Origin of the sequence: Terriglobus sp. 2YAB30_2 (assembly GCF_052114765.1) — a bacterium.
GTDB lineage: Bacteria > Acidobacteriota > Terriglobia > Terriglobales > Acidobacteriaceae > Terriglobus.
On record NZ_JBFRFJ010000016.1, the window covers coordinates 54,653 to 76,543 of the forward strand.

16 protein-coding genes and 1 tRNA gene are annotated in these 21,891 nt (G+C 56.0%); 10 read left to right on the forward strand and 7 right to left on the reverse strand.

Going from position 1 to position 21,891, the window contains the following annotated elements:
* Nucleotides 1-184 precede the first annotated feature (184 nt).
* On the forward strand, nucleotides 185-1,027 hold the full coding sequence (gene hemQ, locus AB4Y89_RS19885) for a hydrogen peroxide-dependent heme synthase (RefSeq protein WP_442302689.1): 843 nt from the start codon (nucleotides 185-187) through the stop codon (nucleotides 1,025-1,027).
* 18 nt (nucleotides 1,028-1,045) lie between these two features.
* Here the strand turns inward: hemQ and AB4Y89_RS19890 are convergent, their stop codons facing one another.
* Nucleotides 1,046-3,220, reverse strand: coding sequence for an alpha-amylase family protein (locus AB4Y89_RS19890; protein ID WP_442302690.1), 2,175 nt, complete (start codon nucleotides 3,218-3,220; stop codon nucleotides 1,046-1,048).
* A 179-nt stretch (nucleotides 3,221-3,399) separates the two neighbouring features.
* Here AB4Y89_RS19890 and AB4Y89_RS19895 point away from each other — a divergent pair, with 179 nt between their 5' ends.
* Both AB4Y89_RS19895 and AB4Y89_RS19900 read left to right on the forward strand, forming a co-directional pair.
* A complete protein-coding gene (locus AB4Y89_RS19895; RefSeq protein WP_442302691.1) occupies nucleotides 3,400-6,063 on the forward strand; it encodes a hypothetical protein in 2,664 nt (887 codons plus the stop codon).
* Between the two features lie 239 nt (nucleotides 6,064-6,302).
* The gene (locus AB4Y89_RS19900) at nucleotides 6,303-7,076 is read left to right on the forward strand and encodes a hypothetical protein (RefSeq protein WP_442302692.1); all 774 of its coding nucleotides are present in this window, start codon (nucleotides 6,303-6,305) and stop codon (nucleotides 7,074-7,076) included.
* 360 nt (nucleotides 7,077-7,436) lie between these two features.
* Here the strand turns inward: AB4Y89_RS19900 and AB4Y89_RS19905 are convergent, their stop codons facing one another.
* Entirely contained in the window at nucleotides 7,437-8,438 is a 1,002-nt protein-coding gene (locus tag AB4Y89_RS19905; RefSeq protein WP_442302693.1) for a glycoside hydrolase family protein, read from the reverse strand.
* Nucleotides 8,439-8,756: 318 nt separating this feature from the next.
* Nucleotides 8,757-9,689 (reverse strand): AraC family transcriptional regulator N-terminal domain-containing protein, encoded by a 933-nt coding sequence (locus AB4Y89_RS19910; RefSeq protein WP_442302694.1) that lies wholly within the window; start codon nucleotides 9,687-9,689, stop codon nucleotides 8,757-8,759.
* 177 nt (nucleotides 9,690-9,866) lie between these two features.
* On the opposite strand from AB4Y89_RS19910, the gene AB4Y89_RS19915 reads away from it, so the two are divergent.
* The 3 genes from AB4Y89_RS19915 (at nucleotide 9,867) to AB4Y89_RS19925 (ending at nucleotide 13,166) form a co-directional block, all read left to right on the forward strand.
* On the forward strand, nucleotides 9,867-10,244 hold the full coding sequence (locus AB4Y89_RS19915) for a tautomerase family protein (RefSeq protein WP_442302695.1): 378 nt from the start codon (nucleotides 9,867-9,869) through the stop codon (nucleotides 10,242-10,244).
* Nucleotides 10,245-10,995: 751 nt separating this feature from the next.
* A complete protein-coding gene (locus tag AB4Y89_RS19920) occupies nucleotides 10,996-11,721 on the forward strand; it encodes a hypothetical protein (RefSeq protein WP_442302696.1) in 726 nt (241 codons plus the stop codon).
* A gap of 146 nt (nucleotides 11,722-11,867) precedes the next feature.
* Nucleotides 11,868-13,166, forward strand: coding sequence for a hypothetical protein (locus AB4Y89_RS19925; RefSeq protein WP_442302697.1), 1,299 nt, complete (start codon nucleotides 11,868-11,870; stop codon nucleotides 13,164-13,166).
* Between the two features lie 1,391 nt (nucleotides 13,167-14,557).
* Here AB4Y89_RS19925 and AB4Y89_RS19930 read toward each other — a convergent pair.
* Nucleotides 14,558-14,968, reverse strand: a complete 411-nt coding sequence (locus AB4Y89_RS19930) for a hypothetical protein (RefSeq protein WP_442302698.1) — start codon at nucleotides 14,966-14,968, stop codon at nucleotides 14,558-14,560.
* 490 nt (nucleotides 14,969-15,458) lie between these two features.
* Here AB4Y89_RS19930 and AB4Y89_RS19935 point away from each other — a divergent pair, with 490 nt between their 5' ends.
* Nucleotides 15,459-16,658, forward strand: a complete 1,200-nt coding sequence (locus tag AB4Y89_RS19935) for a hypothetical protein (protein ID WP_442302699.1) — start codon at nucleotides 15,459-15,461, stop codon at nucleotides 16,656-16,658.
* A gap of 202 nt (nucleotides 16,659-16,860) precedes the next feature.
* Here the strand turns inward: AB4Y89_RS19935 and AB4Y89_RS19940 are convergent.
* Nucleotides 16,861-16,936 (reverse strand) — tRNA-Cys (locus AB4Y89_RS19940).
* Between the two features lie 70 nt (nucleotides 16,937-17,006).
* The gene (locus tag AB4Y89_RS19945; protein WP_442302700.1) at nucleotides 17,007-17,663 is read right to left on the reverse strand and encodes a peroxiredoxin; all 657 of its coding nucleotides are present in this window, start codon (nucleotides 17,661-17,663) and stop codon (nucleotides 17,007-17,009) included.
* 334 nt (nucleotides 17,664-17,997) lie between these two features.
* On the opposite strand from AB4Y89_RS19945, the gene AB4Y89_RS19950 reads away from it, so the two are divergent.
* From AB4Y89_RS19950 to AB4Y89_RS19960, 3 genes are all read left to right on the forward strand, one after another.
* Complete coding sequence (locus tag AB4Y89_RS19950; RefSeq protein ID WP_442302701.1) at nucleotides 17,998-19,092, forward strand: Gfo/Idh/MocA family protein; 1,095 nt, start codon at nucleotides 17,998-18,000, stop codon at nucleotides 19,090-19,092.
* Nucleotides 19,093-19,100: 8 nt separating this feature from the next.
* A complete protein-coding gene (locus AB4Y89_RS19955; RefSeq protein WP_442302702.1) occupies nucleotides 19,101-19,238 on the forward strand; it encodes a hypothetical protein in 138 nt (45 codons plus the stop codon).
* 118 nt (nucleotides 19,239-19,356) lie between these two features.
* Complete coding sequence (locus tag AB4Y89_RS19960) at nucleotides 19,357-20,301, forward strand: NADP-dependent oxidoreductase (protein ID WP_442302703.1); 945 nt, start codon at nucleotides 19,357-19,359, stop codon at nucleotides 20,299-20,301.
* On the opposite strand, the gene AB4Y89_RS19965 is transcribed toward AB4Y89_RS19960, so the two are convergent.
* A complete protein-coding gene (locus tag AB4Y89_RS19965; RefSeq protein ID WP_442302704.1) occupies nucleotides 20,294-21,814 on the reverse strand; it encodes an EAL domain-containing protein in 1,521 nt (506 codons plus the stop codon). The two genes, AB4Y89_RS19960 and AB4Y89_RS19965, sit on opposite strands and share 8 nt — an antisense overlap.
* Nucleotides 21,815-21,891: the final 77 nt, after the last annotated feature.

The window sequence follows — 21,891 nt, forward strand, 5'->3', positions numbered from 1 at the left end:
CAACGGTGGGGTATCGAGCAAAGCGAGACCGCTTTTGTTTTCTTTTCAAGGCGACACCGCAGTCGGGGGAATGCACGCTCAGTTCAGCACCTCGTTTATGAGGATGATCTAGTCAGGAAAACAGGCCTATCGAGAAGCCAGCTCTTCTGCTGCGATAATTAAGGGTGAACGGAGGTATGTCCTTTTGCCCGAACTCCCACAGGTACCCCTGACGCTTGAAGGTTCCAACGTCCTTCACCAGATCTTCCGCTTTGACTGGACTGCTTGGAAAAAGCTTCCCCTTGACGAGCGCACGGCCATCTCAGAGGAGTTCAGCGGGCTCCTCGCTCGCTGGGAGGCCGGTAACACGGAACCCAATGGGCACCCGAACCAGTCAGCACTGTTCTCGCAGATCGGCCACAAGGGAGACCTCGTCCTGATCCACTTCCGCGATTCGCTGGAAGACCTGAACCGCGTCGAGCTTGAGCTGGCTCAGACCCGTCTCTATCCCTTTCTTCAGCAGACATCCTCGTACCTTTCCGTCGTCGAGCTTGGTCTCTACGAGTCTTCAGAGAAGATCTACGCCCAACTCGCCGAGAAAGGCCTTGAGCCGGGTACGCCCGAGTGGAACGCCGGCGCCGGCGAGGCCACCGCACGCACCTTCGCCTCGCTCAGTTCGCGCCTCTTCCCAGCCATCCCGCCGGCGAAGTATCTCTGCTTCTACCCCATGGATCGTAAACGTGGCGAGCAGGTCAACTGGTACACCGAACCCATGGCTGATCGCCGTGCCATGATGCACGAGCACGGCATGATCGGCCGCCGCTACGCCGATCACGTCCGCCAGATCATCACCGGTTCCATCGGCCTTGATGACTGGGAGTGGGGAGTCGACCTCTTCGCCGACAATCCCATCATCTTCAAAAAGCTGATCTACGAGATGCGCTTCGACAAGGTGAGCGCGGTCTACGCTTCCTTCGGTCAGTTCTTTCTATCGGTTCGCGTCCATGCCGCCAACGTCAGCCAGTGGTTTGACGGCACGCTCGCCTGATCTGTCTGTTCCGAGCTGTTACACCTCCAGCGCGACTACCTCGTAAAGCTCCACGCGAGGGACAGTAAGAGAAACGCGCTTCCCATTCTGCTGGAACACAATCGGCATCCCTGCGTGGAGCAGGGATGCTTTTTTGATCTTCTTCGCATCCGGTAATCGAATCTCCAGCCTCTGATCTGTCAGCGTCGCCGGTTTGCGCATGTGTCCACGAAACGCATTTGCCCCCGTGTAGTTCAGCAGGTGGAAGGCATAGCCCGGCTGTGTCTCCCATGCGGTGACTTCAATCAGCCCATCTCCACGCACGTCAACGACATTGGTGTCCTTCAGCAGCCAGCGCACGGCGTTCGTAATCCGCCGGCCAAGATCAGGATGGTCGAGCCTCCAGAACGCGCTATCCATATCTCCGGCCAGATACACCAGGCGTGATGTTCCTGTCTCCCGGGCCACCATCGAAGGCAGATTGCTCGGCTCTTCCCGTTGATAGACGGCCTCCGGCGGATAGACCGGATAGGGCTTGATGAAGGTCATGGTGCTGCTTTGGATGGGTTCGACCGGCTGTCGCCATACCGGACCAGCGATCCAGCGTGTCTCTTCGAAGCCTTCCGTGAGAGGCCCGCGATTGCGGATGTACTGAAGATGGATACCGCCGATTGGGTCCGCAGCCTGCGCCGTCGTGCGCACGGCTTCGCCTGCCTTCTTGATTCCGAATAGATCGCCAAGAGCGAAATCATTGCGAGGCTTCCCGTTCTCGTCGAACAGGCCAGTCTGAAAGGTAGCCAGCAGGGAACCGCCCGCCTGTACAAACCGCCTGATAGCGCTGGCTTGCGTATCAGAGAGCAGAGCGACGTTCGGCAGAATCAGGACCGAGTACGCATGCAAGCGCTCCTGATTCAGGTCTTCCTCATGAACGAAGTCGAACGGAATCCTCGCCTCAACCAGTGCTGCATACATCCCTTCGATATGGTCGGTACGATCTTCGGTGTACGGAGCCTGGTAAAGAGTTACTGAGCGTGGCGACGTAAGAATGGCCACCTTTGAGAGCGAGCGCTTGTTATGAAAGTGCGCGTCATTCTTCGCATGCCATGAGAGGAACTCCCGGCCGGGAGCCTGCCAGCGGCGATCGTCATGGAATCCCTGCTCTAGCCCCAGCCAGTGATACCAGATGATTCCCCCAGCCGCAGCCGTCTGCGCCATGCGGCACACCGGTTCGACTGACGTGTCCGCCACCTGCCGCCACATAATGCTGCCTGCACGTCCATAGCTCGCACTCACCGCGGCCACAGAACGATCTCCCATCAAAGCGCGCGCAAACTTCACCTGTTGTGCGTCCTGCCAGATGGGAGCAACGACACCGGACCGCGACTGGTTGTCGGCCGTGTACCAGGTGGCTTCACGCGTGAGACGCCACTGGTCCAGTCCAGACTCTTTCAATCCTCCGCCCAGGTTGCAGGAGTAGAAGTTGTTCGGGCTCTTCTCCATCACGGTTGCTTTGTAAAGCTGAATCAGCTCGAAGGCCTTATCCATCAATGCCGAACGATATTCCTTCGAGTGCGGGTCTCCGATCTTGCGGCAGTTCTCGCAGTAGCAGACCTGCATCGTCGGCCAGCCGTTCATATAGACGCCGTCAATATCGTAGTTCGCATTCAGCTCGCGAATGATGGCTGGCTGTTGCCTGGAGTAGTGCTCGCTGAAGATGCAGGTAAAGGCAATCTCCGGTGCAGACTGCTGCAGGCCGCCGTTCTGATTCCTGCGAAACCAGAGAGGCTGTGTCTGTAGCAGCTCCGGATCGGTCCATTGAATATCCGGACTCATGCGGCCATACACGCGGATGCCACGCTTCTTGGCGGCGCGGAGACATTCTCCAAAGAGATCGCGGCCCTTCAGGTAGATGCTGTGATGAAAGAAGGGAACTTTCGACGGGTAGAAGGCCACCGGGCCGGAGACCGAAAGGGCCACAGCCTGCACCTTTGCGGCGGCCCAGTAGTCGGCCCATTGTTCAACGTTCTGTGACTCTCCGTCCCGTTCGTTGAAGTTCGTCTGGCCAATCCGCTTGATGGTCCTATACCAGGGAAGAGCGTCGGTCTGTTGTTCCGGAGCCGTAAGGGTGGCTGCCAACTCATTGCCCACAGCGTTTTTTGCAGCCAGCGATATGAGTGTTCCTGCACTCAGAGCGTTGAATTCCCGCCGGTTCATGCTCATTGATGTCAGCTCCTGTCTCCCTGTTTGTTAATGCCGCTTTAAAGATGGCGACGTTCGCGACCGCAGGGTACCAGATAGCGGGCACGGGCGTCGTTTGCAGTCTCTGGCTGCGAGCCTGTATAAGTCCCACGACGTTCAGGATCCAATTTTTACTGCGATGAGGAGTTCACACGATGGGTCTCAACACCACACGGCGGCGGTTTGTACAGCTTGTGGCACTTTCGGCGACGACTGCCCTTGGACGCACCGCTACAGCGGCTCCTTCCCATGGAACGGTGGAGATCAAGACCGATCCTGCAGAAAAACTGACACAGCAGCCGGGTGTTGCATGGGCGTTGGAGCAGCTGCAGTCATCGCTGGAAGCAAAAGGCACATCTGTCAAAACCGGCGGCAAGCCGATGGCGACGATCGTGGTCGCTTCTGTTGGCAGTGAGCTCGCCAAAGGCTTTGAGGTGCCCGGCGATCACACCGCTGAGATGACCGTGATCGTCGCAGGAAAAGATCAGCATACTGTCATTCTCGTAAGTGGCCTCGACGGGCGAGGAATTACCTATGGTCTGTTGGAGCTGGCAGATCGTATTCGCGAGAGTGATCGCCTCGATGCAGCCTTCCAACTGAACGCGCCTATCGTGGAGCGAACTCCGAATCGTGTACGTAGTGTGGCGCGTGCCTTCTGCTCCGAGATCGAAGATAAGTCCTGGTTTTACGACCGTGCGTTCTGGACACATTATCTCGATAACATCGCTTCTGCGCGCTTCAACCGTTTCAACTTTGCGCTGGGGTTTGGATACGATTTTCCCACCGGAGTGACCGGGGACTACCTCCATTTTCCCTATCCCTATCTGGTCAAACTGGCAGCCTATCCGGATGTGCGCGTCGATCCACCGCTGGCCGCAGGAGAACGAGAAAAGAATCTGGAGACCCTCCAGTTCATCGCGAAGGAGACCCGGCGTCGCGGGCTTGATTTCCAGCTCGGCCTCTGGACACATGCCTATCAGTGGACAGCGAGCCCTCATGCCGACCACCAGATCCTTGGCCTGACCCCGGAGACACATGCGGCGTACTGCCGCGCTGCCCTGGAGGAGATCCTGAAGGTATGCCCGGAGATCACCGGACTGACGCTCCGCATTCACGGCGAAAGCGGTATCCCCGAGGGAAGCTATCCGTTCTGGGAGACGCTCTTCGAAGCGATACGAGACGCAGGCCGCCCCATCGAGATTGATATGCATGCCAAAGGCCTCAATCAGACGATGATCGACATCGGCCACAAAACCGGCATGCGTCTGACAGCAGGTGCGAAGTTCTGGGCAGAACATCTGGGGCTCGGCTATCACCAGGCCGACATTCGTGCGACAGAATATCCGCGCGAGAATGTGACCGGCACCTTCGCCGTCTCCAATGGCGCGAGAAACTTCACCCGTTATGGGTATGGAGACTTCTATCAGCAGGGATCCGAGATCGAGGTCCTCTATCGTGCCTGGCCGGGAACCCAGCGCCACCTGCTGTGGGCTGATCTTGCGCTTGCCTCAGGCTATGGCCACGCCGCCCACTTCTGCGGCGCCGCGGGCATGGAGCTTTGCGAGCCGCTTACCTTCAAAGGACGGGAAGGTTCGGGACATCGCGATGGCCGCAACGCCTATGCGAACCGGCAATTGGCGTCGTCGACACTCGATGCGGAGAAGTTCGAGCTTACTTACCTGATCTGGGGCCGTTCTCTATATAACCCGGATAGCGCACCGCAAGCGTACAAACGGTCTCTCCGTCGAACCTATGGCAGCGCAGCGGAGCATATCGAAGTAGCGCTGGCTAGCTCCAGCCGCATCCTTCCGTTGGTTACGACGGCATGGCTGCCTTCTGCGTCCAATCACTCGCTATGGCCGGAGCTCTACACGCCCATCTCCATCCTGCCGACGAAAGAGAAGCCTCTCTACAGCGACTCGCCGGCTCCGCACAATGTCGGCGCCATCAGTCCGCTCGACCCTCAGATCTTCCTCTCGATCGATGACTACGCCCGCGCTTTGCTGAGCCGCTCCGCCGTTGCGCACTATCACCCGCTCGAGGTGGCGCAATGGATCGACGAGCTGGTCTCGCAATCATCGAGTGCGCTTGCTACGGCGCAGAAGTCTGTCGCCGGCCGCACGGCATCCCCGGCATTCCGTCGCGCGGAAGAAGACATCCTCATTCTGAACGGCCTGGGCGGCTATTACGCCGGGCTCTTCCGCGCCGCTCTCTGTTATTCGCTCTTTCAGAGCACCGGAAACAAGAAGATAGCCGCTGAAGGCATCAAGTACTATCGCAAGGCTCTGGAGTCATGGAAGACGATGGCCACGCGCGCCAGCTCGGTCTACACCGCCGACATTAGCTATGGCTCCAGACCCGAGCGGCATGGCCATTGGGCCGACCGCATCCCCATGATCGAGAAGGATGTGTTTGCTCTCGAACAATACTTCGCTGCCGCAGATATCCATGAAACCAGCGCTGACTTGGAATCACTGCTCACACCACGCCCACGCCCGGAGTTCAGCGCGACTCATTCGCCCGCAACTTTCTTCCGTCCCGGCGCGTCCTTGGAATTGGATCTCCAGGTAGCATCGCCGGTCGACGAAGCGCGTCTCTGGTACCGTCATGTCAACCACGGCGAGCGCTGGTCGTCTATAACGATGCAGCGCAAAGGCAGCTCATTCCAGGCTGCGATCCCGAGCGCCTATACGCAATCTCCGTTTCCCTTGCAGTACTACTTTGAAATACGCAACTCCCAGGGCGCGGCATATCATCCGCCCTTGAATCGAACGCTATCGAATCAGCCGTACTTTGCCGTTCATCGTCGCGAACCCTAGTGAATGTCGTTGAAGCGACAGAGTGCAGGCTGGATGATTTTTGAAAACAACATCCGCAAAACGGTTAGGCTTGATTTCCAGTAATCGATCAAGACGCTCACCCGAATGAAGCCATTCCATTCAGTAGAACTGGGGGCAATTTAGAATCTGTGATTCGCCGCTCAAAGGTCGTTTTTTGTGTTTTCACCATGTGCGCTTCGTTCGCGTATGCACAGTCTGCGTCTGGAGCTGGTGAGCTGGTGGCTACTGTCGCGGGCCTTCCCGATTCACCTTCCCAGACATTGATTCAGTCACAGAAATCGCCGGCCCCTGACGAGCCACAGCAGGGGGATGCCGAGCGCCAGACCAGGGAACAGCAGGAGCAGGCTGCTCGCGAGGTCAAAGCACAGGAGAAGCAGCGTATTGGTGGAGTCCTCCCGAACTTCAATGTTGTGCTCAATGGCCACGCGGCGCCGATCTCTACCTCCCAGAAATTCGATCTTGCATTCCATAGCATCACTGATCCCGCCACCATCGGCCTGGCAGTCATCGCCGGCGGATATGGAGAATATTCTGACAATCACACTGGCTATGGTCATGGACCAGCGGGTTATTTCAAGCGCTTCGGCGCCGCTTATGCCGACAATGTGAACGGGACACTCCTCGGGAACGCGATCTTACCCAGCATTCTTCACCAGGATCCTCGCTATTACCGTAAAGGAACTGGTTCGATAAGGTCCCGCATGATGTACTCTGCGTTGACCGCGTTTATCTGCCATGGAGACAACGGCCATCGTCAGTTCAATGTGTCCAATGTACTGGGCAACTTCATGGCTGGAGGTATTTCGAATGCATACTATCCCAGCGACGAACGCGGGGCGGGCCTCACGATCGAAAATGCCTCCATCGTTACCGTGGAAGGAATGATCGGAGCACAGCTTTTGGAGTTTTCTCCGGATTTGACCTCCTATTTTCAGCGAAGACGGCAAGCAAGACGTGAGCGGAAGGCCGCGGCGATCGCGAGAGCCCGATAGCCACCGACGGATAAGTGGGTTCGGATCTTCGATCCTTCCTGAAATGACGTTGGTAGATGTAGAAGCAATCCGAAAGTGCCGAGCCCCGTAATCGGCAGTGCCCTTAAACACGATATCGCGCTTCGCGCGACAGGATACAGGGGCGAATCATACTCAGTCACATCCTTCCGTTGCGCGTAGCGCAACCATTTCGCACAGAAGGTGCGAATGCCTTGCTTAAGGGCATGGCTTTAGCCATGCCGTATCAGAGCAAGAACGAAATGCGGCTTTAGCCGCTGAGGTACAGGCTTAAAGCGTTTCCCTGCGTTGGGTATCCCGCAAGACGACGGACACTTTCGGTGCCTGCTTGACGGCCATTCGTTACCGTTTCGTGGGGCGTTCTTGTGAGAGCGGAATACGTACGTTATAGGTCTCCTCGCTTCCATCATCGATAGCAGCCAGCAGCAAGATGGGCTTGCCTGCCGCGTCGAACATCAGTTGCGGACGCTCCAGCCGCCGCACTGCTTGACGAGGCTTTTCTTTCCAATGAAGCTCTAGTGTCGATACAAGTGGATGTTCGGCCTTCTCCCATGTGACGGCATCGTGTGACTGAAATAGCACGAGCGAAAAGTGGCCGGTGCCGGAGATGACGCCGGCCATCTCCTTCATGATGACGAAGTACGTGTCACGCTTCGCGTCAAACCACAAATACGGATCTTCAAAGGGAAATGCGAGATTCTGAAACGTGAACATCGGCGTCAGATTCTTACGAAACGGCCCGGTAGGTGAATCTGAAGTCGCCATCAGATGGACCACGGGACCACCGCCCGGCAGCGGCTTTTGTTTTCCTACCGCTTTATAAAGCAGGCGGAACCTGCCATCGGGCCCTTGAGTAATACTTGGGTTCGAGATGCAAAGAGCGTCAGGTGCGTTGGCATCTGCGCTGACGTCCACCAATGGAGTATCAAACCGCTTCCATGGTCCATTAGGACTGTCAGCCACTGCCACCCCGATGCGTTGATTATTTCGATGGTCCCAGTTGAGGGTGGACATGACGACCCCATTTCCCAGGTTCCCCATGTAGTAGAGATAGTATTTCTTCCCAAACCGGTGAATGGTCGGGTTATGCGTCACCATCCCGTCCCAGAACTCTTTTCCACGCGCCGGTAGAGCTACGTCGTGAAAGACAAAGGGGCCCTCGAGAGAACTTCCAATCGCATGGGCGACCTCCGAACGTGTGACCCAGGACTCGAATCCGTCGGCGACCTTCCAGCGGGAATAGAACAGGTGATATTTCCCGTCGCTGCCCTTGATCAGCGCGCCGCACCAGACAAAATAGCCAGGATCATGAAAGGCGGCGGAGGCGGGAATGGGCTGCATCATGTGAGGAAAATCGAGCGGGGGAGCAGAAGCTGTTCTTCCCTTCGGGGATTGCGCGCCGGTCCGGCCCGAAAAGACCGCAAATAGCGGCAGACACACCGCGAGGAGGAAACTTGATCTCCACTTCCAGGTTTTCATTCAATACCCTGTGATCTGTATCTAAGAAATCGACAGGAGACTAGATGTTAACCGCTAAACCTGTCAAGCTATTTGAACCGGAAACCTATCATGGATGTCCCCAGGTTCCCCTCGCTTTGGGAGTCAATACGGTGATCAACTTTTGAGACAGCAACCATAGCGCGGGGCAAGAGCCCGATCCTTCTATTCATGAACCGCTGCGGCCGGAGTGCTTTTCCAGCTTTGGGCGTCTCGCCGTGGCGATCGCCCGAACATCCTGCTGTATTCACGGCTGAATTGCGAAACGCTGGCGTAGCCGACGTCACGCGCAGCAGACTCCACGGTCGCACCGCGGAATATTAATACTCGACGTGCTTCGTGAAGCCTGAGCTGCTTCTGATAGGCAAGCGGAGTGATGCCGGTAATAGACTTGAATTGACGGTGAAACGTTGCCTGACTCATGTTTGCAGCCACAGCGAGACCCTCCACTTGAACTGTCTCCCTGAGCTTGTCTCGGAGTGTGTGTATTGCTTGAACGATCTTCTGGTTCTGCCCATTCGCCATCATCATGATCTCGCTGATCTGCGAGCCTTCAGGACCCGTCAGCAGCCAGTAGCAGACCTCACGCATGATTCCCGGGTACAGTCTTGGGATTGCTTCGGGGATTTCGAGAAGGTTTATGGCCCTCTGGGTGCAGTCCAGAAGTTGAGGATTGAGATCTAAGACAAAGGCACCACGGGCTCTCGCTTTTCGGGAAGTCAGCGGAGACATATCGAGCTCCTCGACCATCTCCTGCATGATGGAAAAGTCCAGTGCAATCTGGATTCCGAGATAGGGTGCCTCCGCGCTTGCTAGAACTACGGTACCGCGTGAAGGTATGTCTACTGCGACCATCAGGGCTTGTCCTGCGGCAAACTTGTAACGTTTGTTTCCGAAGGAGCCCCATTTGGCACCCTGCAGAGTCAAGTACAAAGCAGGGTGGAACAGGCAGTTAGCTGGCCGATTCGCCTGGTCAGATCGGAGAATCGACAGTCCCTGGATAGCCGTGGGAAACGTATCGCGACCAACTGCACGATCGGTATATCGCCGCAGACTCTGTGCAAGTTCCTTTAGCGTCCTTGATGCAAGTTGGTTCATAGAGCATAAGTGTACGTGACAGTATTAGGCATGTATTTGAAAGCATCCGGTATTCACGTCAAACACCGTCGGGCCCTATGCTCAGGGTGTATGCCAGTGAACACACAGAAGACTCACCGTCGCTTGAATGAAAACCACGAACGATTTTCACCCAACCCTGCACTGTAGGAGACGATTATGCCGTTTGCGCGTGTGGACTTGCTTAAAGGCAAAACCCCTGAATACCGTTCTACCGTGGCCGATATCGTTTACCACGGCATCGTCGATGTCCTGAAGGCTCCGGATGGAGACCGCTTCATCGTTATTAGTGAGCATACGGCCGACAATCTGATCTACGACAAGACCTTCCTCGGTTTTGACAGGTCGCCTGACTTCCTGTTAATCCAGGTGACCAGCACTGTCGGAAACAACTTGGAGTCGAAGCTCGCCTTCTTCCGATTCATCGCCGACGAACTCAAGAGCAAGCTCTCCGTTCGTCCTGACGACATCATGATCAACATGGTCTATGTAGATCGTTCAGACTGGTCATTCGGCAACGGCGAACCTTGGACCTAGGTTGAACGGAAACTTGGGGACAGACGAAAAACTTGGGGACAGACGGGACGTAAGCAGATAAGGTTCGCACAGGCACAACTGATGTTTGAAGCGTAGATTGATCGCGTTCGGAATGGAAACGTCCCGTCTGTCCCCAGGTTTCCCAGGTTTCGTCCCCAGGTTTCCCTGTCCCCAGGTTTCCCAGGTTTCCGAGATCGAGGAGACATTAGGTGCTGCGGCACGTTGCGGGGTCATCGCTCACGAACTCGCCCACGAGCGCTTCTCCACAAACGAAACCGCAAGGAGACGACGCGCCAACACCGCGACCTGGAAGCGGAGTCTGTTAGCTTTGCAGTGCTCGCCCACTATGGCATCCGCACCGGAAGCCGCTTCTACCTTGCCAGCTATGACGTGACTTCGGAAATGCTCACCGCTTCACTTCAAACCATCACCCAGGCCGCTAGGCGTATCATCACAGCCATTGATGACAAGTTCGAGACTTTGAAGGACGCGGACGAAGGCTCCGCGTCTCCATCCATAGCTGCGTAGGTATCGCTGTGGCCGAGCTGGATACGCTCGTTGCAGAATTGGGTCACAAGGCATTCTGTTCAAAGCGGTATGGCAGCGATTCGCGCGAGAATGGACAACTTCTTGACCCCACGCGCATAGCGTGGGAAGCTAACCCTGTATTCAACCAATTCTGGGGAACGACACCTGGATAACCTTTTTGCTTCCTCCCGCTCTGTTCAAAGCAAATCAAGGAGATCCATTCGTGAGCATAAATCTCGAAAATGATAAGCAGCCCCACACAGCCCACCCCGAAAGCCAAGCCGGGCGGGTTGGTACCGGTAATATTTCCGGTATTGCCACCCAAACGGGTACTCACGCTGAGGACTGGCTGGGAGGGCCTCAGAACGGAAACGAAGCCTCCAGCGAAGCCGAGAAAACTCTTCAAGAAAAGCTGTCAAGCGATATCTCGGGCCCTACCGGATCGGGAAAGTACTCGGACTCCGAGGACCGGCCCCCCAACGAAGGCGTAGAAGTCTCCGACTCTCTCAGGATGGGGAGCAATGGAATCGAATCCCCCAGCGAAGCCTATGGAAGTGGTTCAGCTTCTGGCTTCTTGTCTGAAAATGCTAAGAATTCAAAGGATGCTTCTGGCTGGCTAGGAGGGCCGCAGAACGGAGACGAAACCCTAAGTGAGAGCAACACTAACGGTCAGAGGGCGATTAGTTTGGATCAGCCGATGCCTTTGGATGATCTACTCATATCTAATAAGGATTGTGGGATGGCTTTTACACTCGTACCAGGCGGTCTTGTACCCGCTACTGGCGAATCCAGAGATAACAAAATGATTCCCGAATGGTTGGAGGACCCTAGGTTAGGGTGGTTTATGTCGAAGCTGTTCCAATTCACTCACTCGAATGACCGCTATCCAAACCGTTTAGTTGTCGAATCGGTCGAAGGCGGGATCTTGTTCAGGCGGGGCCTTGTTTAGGCGTTGCACCTAGCGAACCTGGGCGCCACAGCGCGGCCGCCTTTCTCAAATGAACGGGTGGAAATAGTGTCCCTCACCGGGGAGACCTGGCTACGGAGCAGTCCGCCTTACCGAATCCAACAATGACGCAACAGTGGAGATCCGTCATGAGTACAGCTCTCAAAATCGCTAAGCAGTCGGAAAAATGGTCGATAGAGGACATTCTGGTCAACTTCGATTTTCATTGGTGGGGTTTCGACCTCCATCTCAACGAAGCCGGCGTTCAATTGCTCGGTGACGTCACCCAATGGGCAGACAAGATAACTGAGGCCTATAAAAGCGCGGCAGATGACAACGACGATGGCGACGAAGGTGACAATGATGACAAAGGCGCCAAAATTGCCGCTGCAATCGCGACTGTTATCTCGCTCTATGTTGAATTTATCCAATCGAAAGATAAGGGAGAGGGAGTAAAACTCACTTCTCCTTGGACGATGCCTACTCTGCTGTGGCCCTCGGCGGACGACTTTGATGACACGCAATTACGCTGGACAACGACTGACGGGCAACATGGCTGGGTTGCGGAAAAGAGTATGGCTGAGGCTTTTTCTGAAACCGGTCCCGCGTTAGCGGTTTTCCGAGACAAGCTCTTTTGCGTTTATAAAGGTGGCGGAGATAACAATCATATCTACTGGATGTGCTTCGGTGGACCCGATGCAACCGATGGAACTTGGACATCCCCTCAATGGATCCCCGATGTCGCGACTTCCGATACCCCAGCGCTGGCGGTTTCTCCGGACAACACGAGGCTCTGTTGTGTTTATAAAGGGAACGGAAATGACCATCTCTACCAAATGTGGTTCGACGGAAATAATTGGACTACTAGTGGCTCCCCGATCCCTCAGGCAGATTCCCAGAGTGGCTCAGCGCTGGCGTTGTTTCAAGATAAGCTCTTTTGTGTTTATAGAGGAGGAGGAAGCAATAACAACATCTACTACATCGAGTCCTGCGACGGAGCTAATTGGAGTGGCGCCAACCGTATTCCAAATGTAGCGACCGGAGCTGGCCCTGCGCTAGCAGTGCTTAACTATGGCCCCAGCAATTCTGACTACGTGCCATACCTCTGCTGCGTTTATCGAGGCAGTGGCGGAAATGACAATCTGTACTGGATGTGGTCCGACGGAAATAGTTGGACTAGTGGTAGCTCCCCGATTCCCATGGCAAACTCCCATAGTGGTCCGGCGCTAGCGGGTTTTCAAAACAAGCTCTATTGTCTTTATCGAGGTGCGGACGACAATGAACATATCTATCACATGGAGTCTTCCAACGGAACTGATTGGAATGCCAGTGGCTCCAACTGGATCCCCGATGTTAACTCCTATTACCAGCCTGCTTTGATCGTGTACCGGCAACCTGTGGGGACCAAAGACCTGCTGCTCTGCGTCCATAGAGGGGTGAATTACTAAAGGTTCCGGGAAGCAAACGGAAAAGTATGAAAGGCTGGCGAAAGGCCAGCCTTTCTCATTGCCCTGTGACAATCGTATTTCGGCGAGCCTAGGTTGTAGCTTTTGATCGTTCATTCTGAAAGTGACAGACGGCGGCCTGAAACTCAACGTTTAGCCGGTCGATATGACCGACGGCACAGAAGCCTGAGTAGTCCGTCGCGGGCATGCTTGGGGAAACTTGGGGACAGACGGGACGTTTTTCAGTGGACATTTGCCATCTGGGATATCAGCTACTATGCAGGACTCTGGGCGACGATTCGATGGCCCACATCCCTCAAGGATCTCGACATCTTGTTTCTCATCCCAGTGCCCTGGCTGGCAGAGGTCTGATATCCGCTGCTGGTGAGTTCCCTTACTTTCATCATCATCGTAGGGTTGAGCAGAAAAGAAAGCAGACTTGTCTGAGTGACACGATGGAAATCGGAATTATTCCCAACAGCACACTCCAAATTTATCCAGCGCTCACGTCATCCACGTCATCTGGGACAGACGGGACGTAAGCAGATAAGGTTCGCACAGGCACAACTGATGTTTGAAGCGTAGATTGATCGCGTTCGGAATGGAAACGTCCCGTCTGTCCCCAGGTTTCCCCCCGTCTGTCCCCAGGTTTCCCCCCAGGTTTCCGTCCCCAGGTTTCCCAGGTTTCCTTTATAAGTGCGAACTAGATACGGGGGACGTCGGGTTGATGATCATTAACGTTGTCGGTGGGGATGACTGGCCCAATGGCGATCTCAATCCCACACTGTCGTTGACGTTGACCGACGCTCTTTGACGTTCGTTGGCGAACTCCCGAGTCTTCTGGCACTGAATCAAAAGAAGCAGGCACCAAGATGGAGTAACCCAACATTGCCCTTGGTGACAGCAATGTTGGGTTTATCCCGGCGAGCGGGAATAATTCACGCAGCCCGGTGGCAAAGTGACAGCGGAGCTGATCGAAAGCGACGACTGCGCGCATGATCATGACCTGTTCATGCATGGCAGGCTGTGTCTCGTTCTGACGGGATAGAGCAAGAGTTTCCTAAGCCGCCACTCTTTGTATGCATGCGCCGAAAAAGAGTGGTCCGCGCGTAAACTGGCGTGCCATAGTGCCTCGCAGAGAGCTGGAATCATGATGCTATCCGATGCCCACCTTAGTTCCTAGCGAGAGAGGAGATCCAGCTGCGCACTATGGAGACAGTGGCGTCGTCTTCGGCGCCGCCACCGCTTTGCTACGGCAGAGACGATCGCGCTCACCCGATACCCCGCCCGACCGCAGACGCCTAATGTGACTCCAGCTCCAGCACTTTGGTTCCGAAGTACTCGATGACGTCGAGCGAAGGTACGACTTGGGGTCTGTCACATTTTCGTCTTATTCATTCATTGTCAATGTCGGTTAGGACTTTGTTAAGCTCGCCAACTGTCTTTGGCATACCCAAACCGGTATTGATGAAAGTGTTGAGAGCGTCATCAGCTTGCGTGACATGTGACTCGAGTCCCCCATAAGAATACATAATGCTCCATAGGGTGGCGATCGCGCTTTGCATGTCTTTACTTAGGTCATTGAAGGTTTGTGGATCAGTGTAAGACGCATTAGAGGCCTGAACCTTTGCGCGAACCTTTGCCATACGATCAGTTCGCGCCGTATCCCCACCATTTATGGAAGCGACTTCGGAGATGTTCCCGGTACCCATCCGCCCGGCGTCGCTTGATTTGGTTCCTTGAGCCGCTGCCGCGTTCACGTTGTCCGCTTCGATCTGACTACCATTTTCAAGATTTGCGCTCATGAATGAATCTCCTTAATTTGCAATGCACAGAAGGGAGGAATAAAGAGACCCATGATCCAGATGTCGTTGCCTGGAATTGGCTGAATACAGGAATTAGCTTCACACGCTTTCGCGCTAGAGACAAGATGGGATCGCATGCTCACCCACCACTCTAAGGCCGCATTCATCTTCGTGCTCAGCAGGGATCCTGCATTCTGGGGAACCTTCCGAGGCTGATTACAGCGCCAGATTACTTGTCAAAATAGGGAGTTCAAGTTCAGCTTCTTGGAAATGTGCCTCTTTTATTGTGCTGCGCATGATCCCGCGCCGATGTCAGAGCGTGATCAGCCGCCGAATTGACAATTGGACTCCGGAAGAATGATGAGGTACAAAGAGAGCACTGTAGTCAGACCGAATTCCGCGAGTCCTAATCCCGGATACCTTGCAGTCGGTTCTCCTTCCTCCCCCTGGGTTGCCCAATCTAGCAATGACAGAACAGTGGAGATTCTTCATGCCCGAAAATGCTCAGATTCCTGCCACCCAGAACCCCAGCGAAGCCGATGCTTCCTACCTGGACTACGAGCCAACCTGGAGAGCGTTCAACCAAATTCAAATCATCGTCAACAACTTGCCCTCGAGCACGTATGAAGAAGCCATTCAGGACAAGCTGGCGGGCATCCAACAGACCTCCAAATTCATGTTGGAGGAGCCGCCCGGGACGGACCAATTAAGCGCCAGCGATGCCGCCAGCGTTGCCGCCAAGCTAATGATGCCTTACGCCCAACAACTGCAGACATCTGCTGACACCGGCATCGCCAACCTCGCAGGGTTCATTCTCTCTTGGTGCCAGACCATTGTGTTTGATCAGCAGCATGGCACCGAAAGCGCCCAAATTCGATCCGACCAGAGCCTAGTCGAAATTCCCAGCGAAGTCGCTTATTCCAGTGCGAATTGGCAATCTGATTTTGATGCCTTGAGCGGTATTCAGTACATCCTCTACCTCCTTCTCGTTTCATCGCCGGAGAACGACCGACCGTGGTCACCCGATATTCAGAGCTGTCTAGATAAGATTTCGGGTTGCTGCACGAACCTCTATCACAACCCCACTCTTTGTAATCCGTTTCGCGGATTAACTCCCAGTGAGGCGGCCAAGCTGATTGCACCCCTCGCCATACAGTTCCGCGACCTATATCCGGATCCGGGTCCCGACGCCACCTTCCCCGGCCTAGACGGCACCACTTGGCTGGAGATGAATAACATTGTCAACTACTGTAAGGCTATTGATCCTTCTTCCGTAACGTTGTCCTGGCAATATTGCAGCGATCTAAGCGCAGGCCTGCAGACTACGTTTCAATGTATCGGATACGGGGCCGTGTCCCTAGAAACCGACGCAGGTCAGAACAGCGAGTTCGTACAGTTCATAGAAGGCTTCGCGTCCCCAACTTCAACGACCACAGTTCAACAGCTAAACTCTCAACTCATTTCGTGGGTTGGTTATTCACCTGGTACAAATCCGAATAGTTCGCAGAAATACAGTGACCTGAGTGAAGCCTTACAACAAACATTTGGTCTTTTGAAGGACGGAGCGCCTCCACTCGTAGGCAACCAATCTCTGTATAGTCAATTTTTGAATAGCATCGTCAATTTCGAAACAGGGCAACTCACAGTTGCAGACCTTAATACCCAGTTGCAGAGCTTAACATCCAGCTAAAAACCAGTCCTTCGAACGCCATTCCGCCTGTACGGTAACCAAAGAGCAGAGTAAATCGAATAGCCAAGGTCAATAGGCAGCTGACGAAGCTGTCTATTGACCCAGGAAGGCACCCCCCGATTACTGTAAACCTGGGACAGACGTAGACAGATAAGTTGAAGCTTGGGACGATTTGCGTGAGATACAGACCGAACTGATTCTTTGGAGCACCGGGCGGGAATTGAACCCGCGAATACTGGTTTTGCAGACCAGCGCGTTAGCCACTTCGCCACCGGTGCTCTAGGCTCCGCCGCGCCGCAGTGAAGGGCCCGGCGGAGTGAATTTCCTGTTACAGATTACAACACTACGTTACTTCGGCTGTGCGGTTGTGCGCAGGTAAGGCTTCACGGTCTTGTAGCCCGGGAAGATCTTGTCTGCTTCTTCGTTCGAGACCGCGCCGGTGATGATGACATCTTCGCCTGGCTTCCAGTTCGCCGGAGTCGCAACCTTGTGCTTGGCCGTGAGTTGGATGGAGTCCAGAACGCGCAGGATCTCGTCGAAGTTGCGGCCCGTGGTCATCGGGTAGGCGAGCTGCAGCTTGATCTTCTTGTCGGGTCCGATGACGTAGACCACGCGAACGGTGGCGTTGTCGGCCGGGGTGCGGCCTTCGCAGCTATCGCCGGCTTCGGCGGGAAGCATGCCGTACAGCTTGGCAACGTTCAGGTCGGTGTCGGCGATGATCGGATAGTTCACATCGGCGCCGGTCACGTCCTTGATGTCCTGTGCCCAGCGGCTGTGGCTCTCTGCCGGATCGATGCTAAGGCCGATGACCTTGGCGCCGCGGGCAGCGAAGTCCTTCTCGAGAGCGCCTACAGCGCCGAGTTCAGTGGTGCAGACCGGAGTGAAGTCCTTGGGGTGCGAGAAGAGCACCGCCCAGTTGTCGCCGATCCACTCGTGGAAGTTGATCGGGCCTTGCGAAGTTTCCGCCTTGAAATCGGGTGCGGTGTCATTAATCCGGAGTGACATCTGCTTTGTTTCCTTCCTTGAAGTTCGTTCGTTTCCTATCGGGTCAAAAGCGGCCGAAAGTTGAAAACCCACCCGGCCTGCAGGCGTCGGGTGGGTTTCTGAGTCCTAATCTCTGAACTTGTCAGTTCGATTCGCTCATTCGCACACCCGCACCGGGCCACAGCAACAGCAGCGGCAGCAGCACATGCAGGAGTTGGCAAAACGAGTGATCATTAGCTTGATACAAAGCCTAGCGCCATGGGGAGGCCGGTGTCAAACCTGCGGAATATGGCAGAATTCTCCGGGGTCACAAGCATCCTAAAGCGCGAACGCGAAAAACGGAGGAATGAGAGCAATGGCGTGGACAAGGCGTGAATTTACCAGACTAGGTGCACTGAGTACAGCAGCCATCGCTGTTCCTGGTGCGGTTCCAGACATATTTGCACAACAGCAGGAGCGGGTCGGATTCGCCGTCATCGGGCTGGGTGTCATCGCCGACCACTTCATGCGGGGTGTGAAGCAGTCACAGCGTTGTAAGATCACGGCCTTGGTCAGCGGCCATCGTGACAAGGCCGAGCGTATCGCGGCGGAGTATGGCGTCCCCAAGGACTCGATCTATAGCTACGWGGACTTCGACCGCATCCGCGATAACAAGACGGTGCAGGCCGTCTATGTGGCTCTGCCGAACTCCATGCATGCCGAGTACACCATCCGCGCGTCCAAGGCAGGCAAGCACGTCTTTTGCGAAAAGCCCATGGCGCTGAGCTCCGCCGAGTGCCAGCAGATGATCGATGCCTGTAAAACCGCGAACGTGAAGCTGATGATCGCCTACCGCATGCAGTATGAGCCGCTGACGCTGAAGTGCATCGAGATGGTGCGCAGCGGAAAGATCGGCGATGTTGTCGCATTTGAAGGGCAGTTCGGCTTCAATATTCAGCCTGGCGTATGGCGTACGAAGAAGGCCTTGGCCGGCGGCGGCAGTGTCTACGATGTCGGCATCTATGCGCTGCAGGCGGCACGCATGTTCACAGGGGAGGAGCCGGTAGAGATCAAGGCCGTCGCCGGCACTGTGCACAAGGACGATCCGCGCTTTGCAGAGATGGAAGAGTCGGTCGAATGGAGCATGCGCTTTCCCAGCGGTGTGGTTGCCAGTTGTGCCTCCACCTACGGTGGGCAGATGGAGGGCTTCATGCGCGTTCACGGGAAGTCCGGAGCCTTGGAGATGGGGCCAACCTTCGGCTATGACGGCGTTACCATGCGAGGCCGGGCGAAAGGCGAGCACTGGGAAGAGAGCAATCCGGAAAAGGACCCCAAGCAGTTTGAGCGCGAGGCAGATCACTTTGCGGAGTGCGTTCAGACCGGGCGGACTCCAAAGACTCCAGGGGAGGAAGGGCTGCGTGACCTTACCTATATTGAGAAGATCTACGAATCAGCAGGTATCAAGCTATAAGGAGCAGTATGGCGGACGGCCGAGAAGAGCGGACGGAAGAAGAGGCCCGGCGCGAGTGGGAACGTACGCGGCGCGGAGGCCACGAACGTGACTACGACAGCGAGTACGACGGACCCGAAGGCGATCGGGAACGTGGCGGTTCTTAGCCAGGTTCAGACGCGATGACCAGGCTCCGGGCCACTCGAAAGGGTTGGCCCGGAGCACGCTTGTCTGGTCTGGGATTTCCTCTGTGCGCACACTAGCCTGTGGTTTGAGGGGCTAAGTATGAAATGCGTGTATATCTCCGCAGCCACTGATGCCATTGAAACCTTCGAGTTCGCCCTGGCCGAGGTAGATACTCCAACCTGCGGCGAAGGCGAGATTCTGATCCGTGTTCACGCTGCCGCCATCACGCCGAGTGAGCTCCTCTGGTCCCCCACAACCCATACGAAAGACGGCAGTCCCCGCGTCAGGCCTATTCCCGGACATGAGTTCTCCGGTACCGTCGCCGCGGTTGGCAGCGGAGTTGCGGGCATGGTGCCTGGTCAGGCCATCTTTGGCATGAATGACTGGTACGCCAACGGCGCACTGGCGGAGTTCTGTGTCACGCGGCCGGATATGGTTGCCACCTTGCCAAAGAACCTTTCCTTTGCAGCAGCAGCAAGCGTACCGATCTCAGCCCTTACCGCATGGCAGGGGCTCTTCGACCGCGGCGACCTCAGGGCAGGCGAAAAGGTATTGGTATTAGGCGGCGCCGGCGCAGTCGGAGCGTATGTTATCCAGCTTGCACGGATGCACGGAGCGGAGATTCTCGCGACGGCATCCGAGGGGAAGCACGACTTCGTGAAGAAGCTCGGCGCAGAACGCGTGATTGATCCATCGAAGGACAGGCTGGCAGACGTCGTCACCGGCATGGATCTCATCTTCGATACGGTCGGCGGAGATCTGTTGGAACAGGCATGGCCGCTGCTCCGGGATGGCGGGCGCATGGTGACGATCGTTGAAGAAAATAGCCAGGATCCCCGGCAACACGCCCCGCGCAAGCAGGCCGCATTCTTCATCGTGAACGGAGACCGCACACAGCTCTCCGACATCGCCATGCTGCTCGATGCCGGATATCTCACGCCCTATGTGGCTGCCGAGATCGGTCTGGAACGTGTGCCTGCCGCCTTTACCAGCCGGGAGATCCGAGGCGATCGCCCCGGCAAGGTCGTCGCTACCATCACGTAAGCGCCGGTTCGGACTTCACTTCCTTGTCCTTGTGCAGGCGATAGTAAGCCAGAAACTCTTCACGTGGCATGGCCTTCGCAAAGAACCATCCCTGGCCGTAGCGGACGCCGCGGCTGCGCAAATACTCCGCCTGTGCGGCTGTCTCAATCCCTTCAGCAATGATCTCGAGCCGCAGCTCATTGGCCATATCGATAATGTGGGCGATCACGGTGCTGGTGGCTGACTCAGTGCCGATGGCATCCACGAACGACTTATCGATCTTGAGAACGTTCAGCGGGAGTGAGTGGAGAAGGCCCAGGTTGGAGTAGCCGGTTCCGAAGTCGTCGACCGCGATGACGTGTCCCTGTGCCTGCGCGCGCATCAGCGTATCCCGGGCGGCAGTGGCGTTGATGAATCCACGCTCGGTCACCTCCAGCCAGATGCGGTCTGGAGGGATTCGCTTTTCGCGCAGCAGCTCAGCCAGCAAGGGCAGGGGACGGCCGGTCTCCACATCGTCCGCGCATAGATTGATGGCAATATGCAGGCCGGTTTCGCTGGAGAGGAAGGGATGCATATCGGCGATGGTCTTCTCCACAATCTGATCGGTAATCAGGCAGATGAGCTCGCTCTGTTCCACCACCGGGATGAAGATATTTGCGCCAACGATTGTGCCATCGGGGCGGTGCCAGCGTGCCAGAGCTTCCGCACCGATGCATCGGCCGGTCGCCAACTCGACGATGGGCTGATACCAGGGAATGAACTCTTTGCACTTGACGGCGATCTCCAGCTCAGAGAGAGGCGAGAGCCGGCGGCGTAATGCCCAGGCGATCAGGCCGACCATGAAGCTCGCCATCAGGAAGCCAAGAGGCAACAGCATCGCCTGCTGACGGCGAAAGTTCGCGCGGGTATAGGTGCGGCGTTCGATGGCTACAGCTATCCAGAGCGGTGTCCGGTAGCTGGAGTAGAGGAAGTTACCGGCCGCGCCGGGACCTGGATGATCGATCGCGTGACGAACAACTGCCGGGTCAGGATTGTTGAGCGTGGCCAGGATCTCGCCTTTGCTGTTCGCCAGGGCGAGGGTCATTTCATTGTCGACCAGAACGTCGACCATGCGGATGGGATCGACCAGCACGTTGTGCGAGCCATACTCGAAGCCGATCATGGGCTGGCCCCGGGTGATAACGGGAATCACGCGTGTGTGGACGCCAATGCCTTCGATCTCGTAGTCCGCCGCCCGCCGCGCAGGAGGATGCTCGACCATGCCCCATGAGGTGCAGACAAGATAGCCATCCTTGAAGAAGCCCACCTCATTAATGGCGCGGTGATTCATGGTGTATCGCCGCATGGCGTCAATGTGCGCCTGGGAGCAATCATGCCAATGCTGGGCCTCCACGTCCTTCAACGCTGCAATCGCGTCGTTGAGCGTGATGTTGGCCCGCATGACGGTCCAGTTGCCGTAGTCGGTGAGGTGGCGCTGTTCTGTCTCGATGGAGCGAGAGCGGCCAAGCAGATACATCGCCATCAGCGGAAGCACGGCGGCGGTGCAGGAGAGAAGTACGGCTCCGGCGATGAGACGGGATCGCTTCAGGGCATCTACTCCTCGTCGGTTAT

Excerpts from the sequence above, each read along its gene's own strand:
- AB4Y89_RS19960 (WP_442302703.1), top strand. The coding sequence starts at position 19,357 with ATGAAATGCGTGTATATCTCCGCAGCCACTGATGCCATTGAAACCTTC.
- AB4Y89_RS19915 (WP_442302695.1), top strand. The coding sequence starts at position 9,867 with ATGCCGTTTGCGCGTGTGGACTTGCTTAAAGGCAAAACCCCTGAATAC.
- AB4Y89_RS19905 (WP_442302693.1), bottom strand. The coding sequence starts at position 8,438 with ATGATGCAGCCCATTCCCGCCTCCGCCGCCTTTCATGATCCTGGCTAT.
- AB4Y89_RS19925 (WP_442302697.1), top strand. The coding sequence starts at position 11,868 with ATGAGTACAGCTCTCAAAATCGCTAAGCAGTCGGAAAAATGGTCGATA.
- AB4Y89_RS19955 (WP_442302702.1), top strand. The coding sequence starts at position 19,101 with ATGGCGGACGGCCGAGAAGAGCGGACGGAAGAAGAGGCCCGGCGCGAG.
- AB4Y89_RS19930 (WP_442302698.1), bottom strand. The coding sequence starts at position 14,968 with ATGAGCGCAAATCTTGAAAATGGTAGTCAGATCGAAGCGGACAACGTG.
- AB4Y89_RS19945 (WP_442302700.1), bottom strand. The coding sequence starts at position 17,663 with ATGTCACTCCGGATTAATGACACCGCACCCGATTTCAAGGCGGAAACT.
- AB4Y89_RS19910 (WP_442302694.1), bottom strand. The coding sequence starts at position 9,689 with ATGAACCAACTTGCATCAAGGACGCTAAAGGAACTTGCACAGAGTCTG.
- AB4Y89_RS19935 (WP_442302699.1), top strand. The coding sequence starts at position 15,459 with ATGCCCGAAAATGCTCAGATTCCTGCCACCCAGAACCCCAGCGAAGCC.
- AB4Y89_RS19890 (WP_442302690.1), bottom strand. The coding sequence starts at position 3,220 with ATGAACCGGCGGGAATTCAACGCTCTGAGTGCAGGAACACTCATATCG.
- AB4Y89_RS19895 (WP_442302691.1), top strand. The coding sequence starts at position 3,400 with ATGGGTCTCAACACCACACGGCGGCGGTTTGTACAGCTTGTGGCACTT.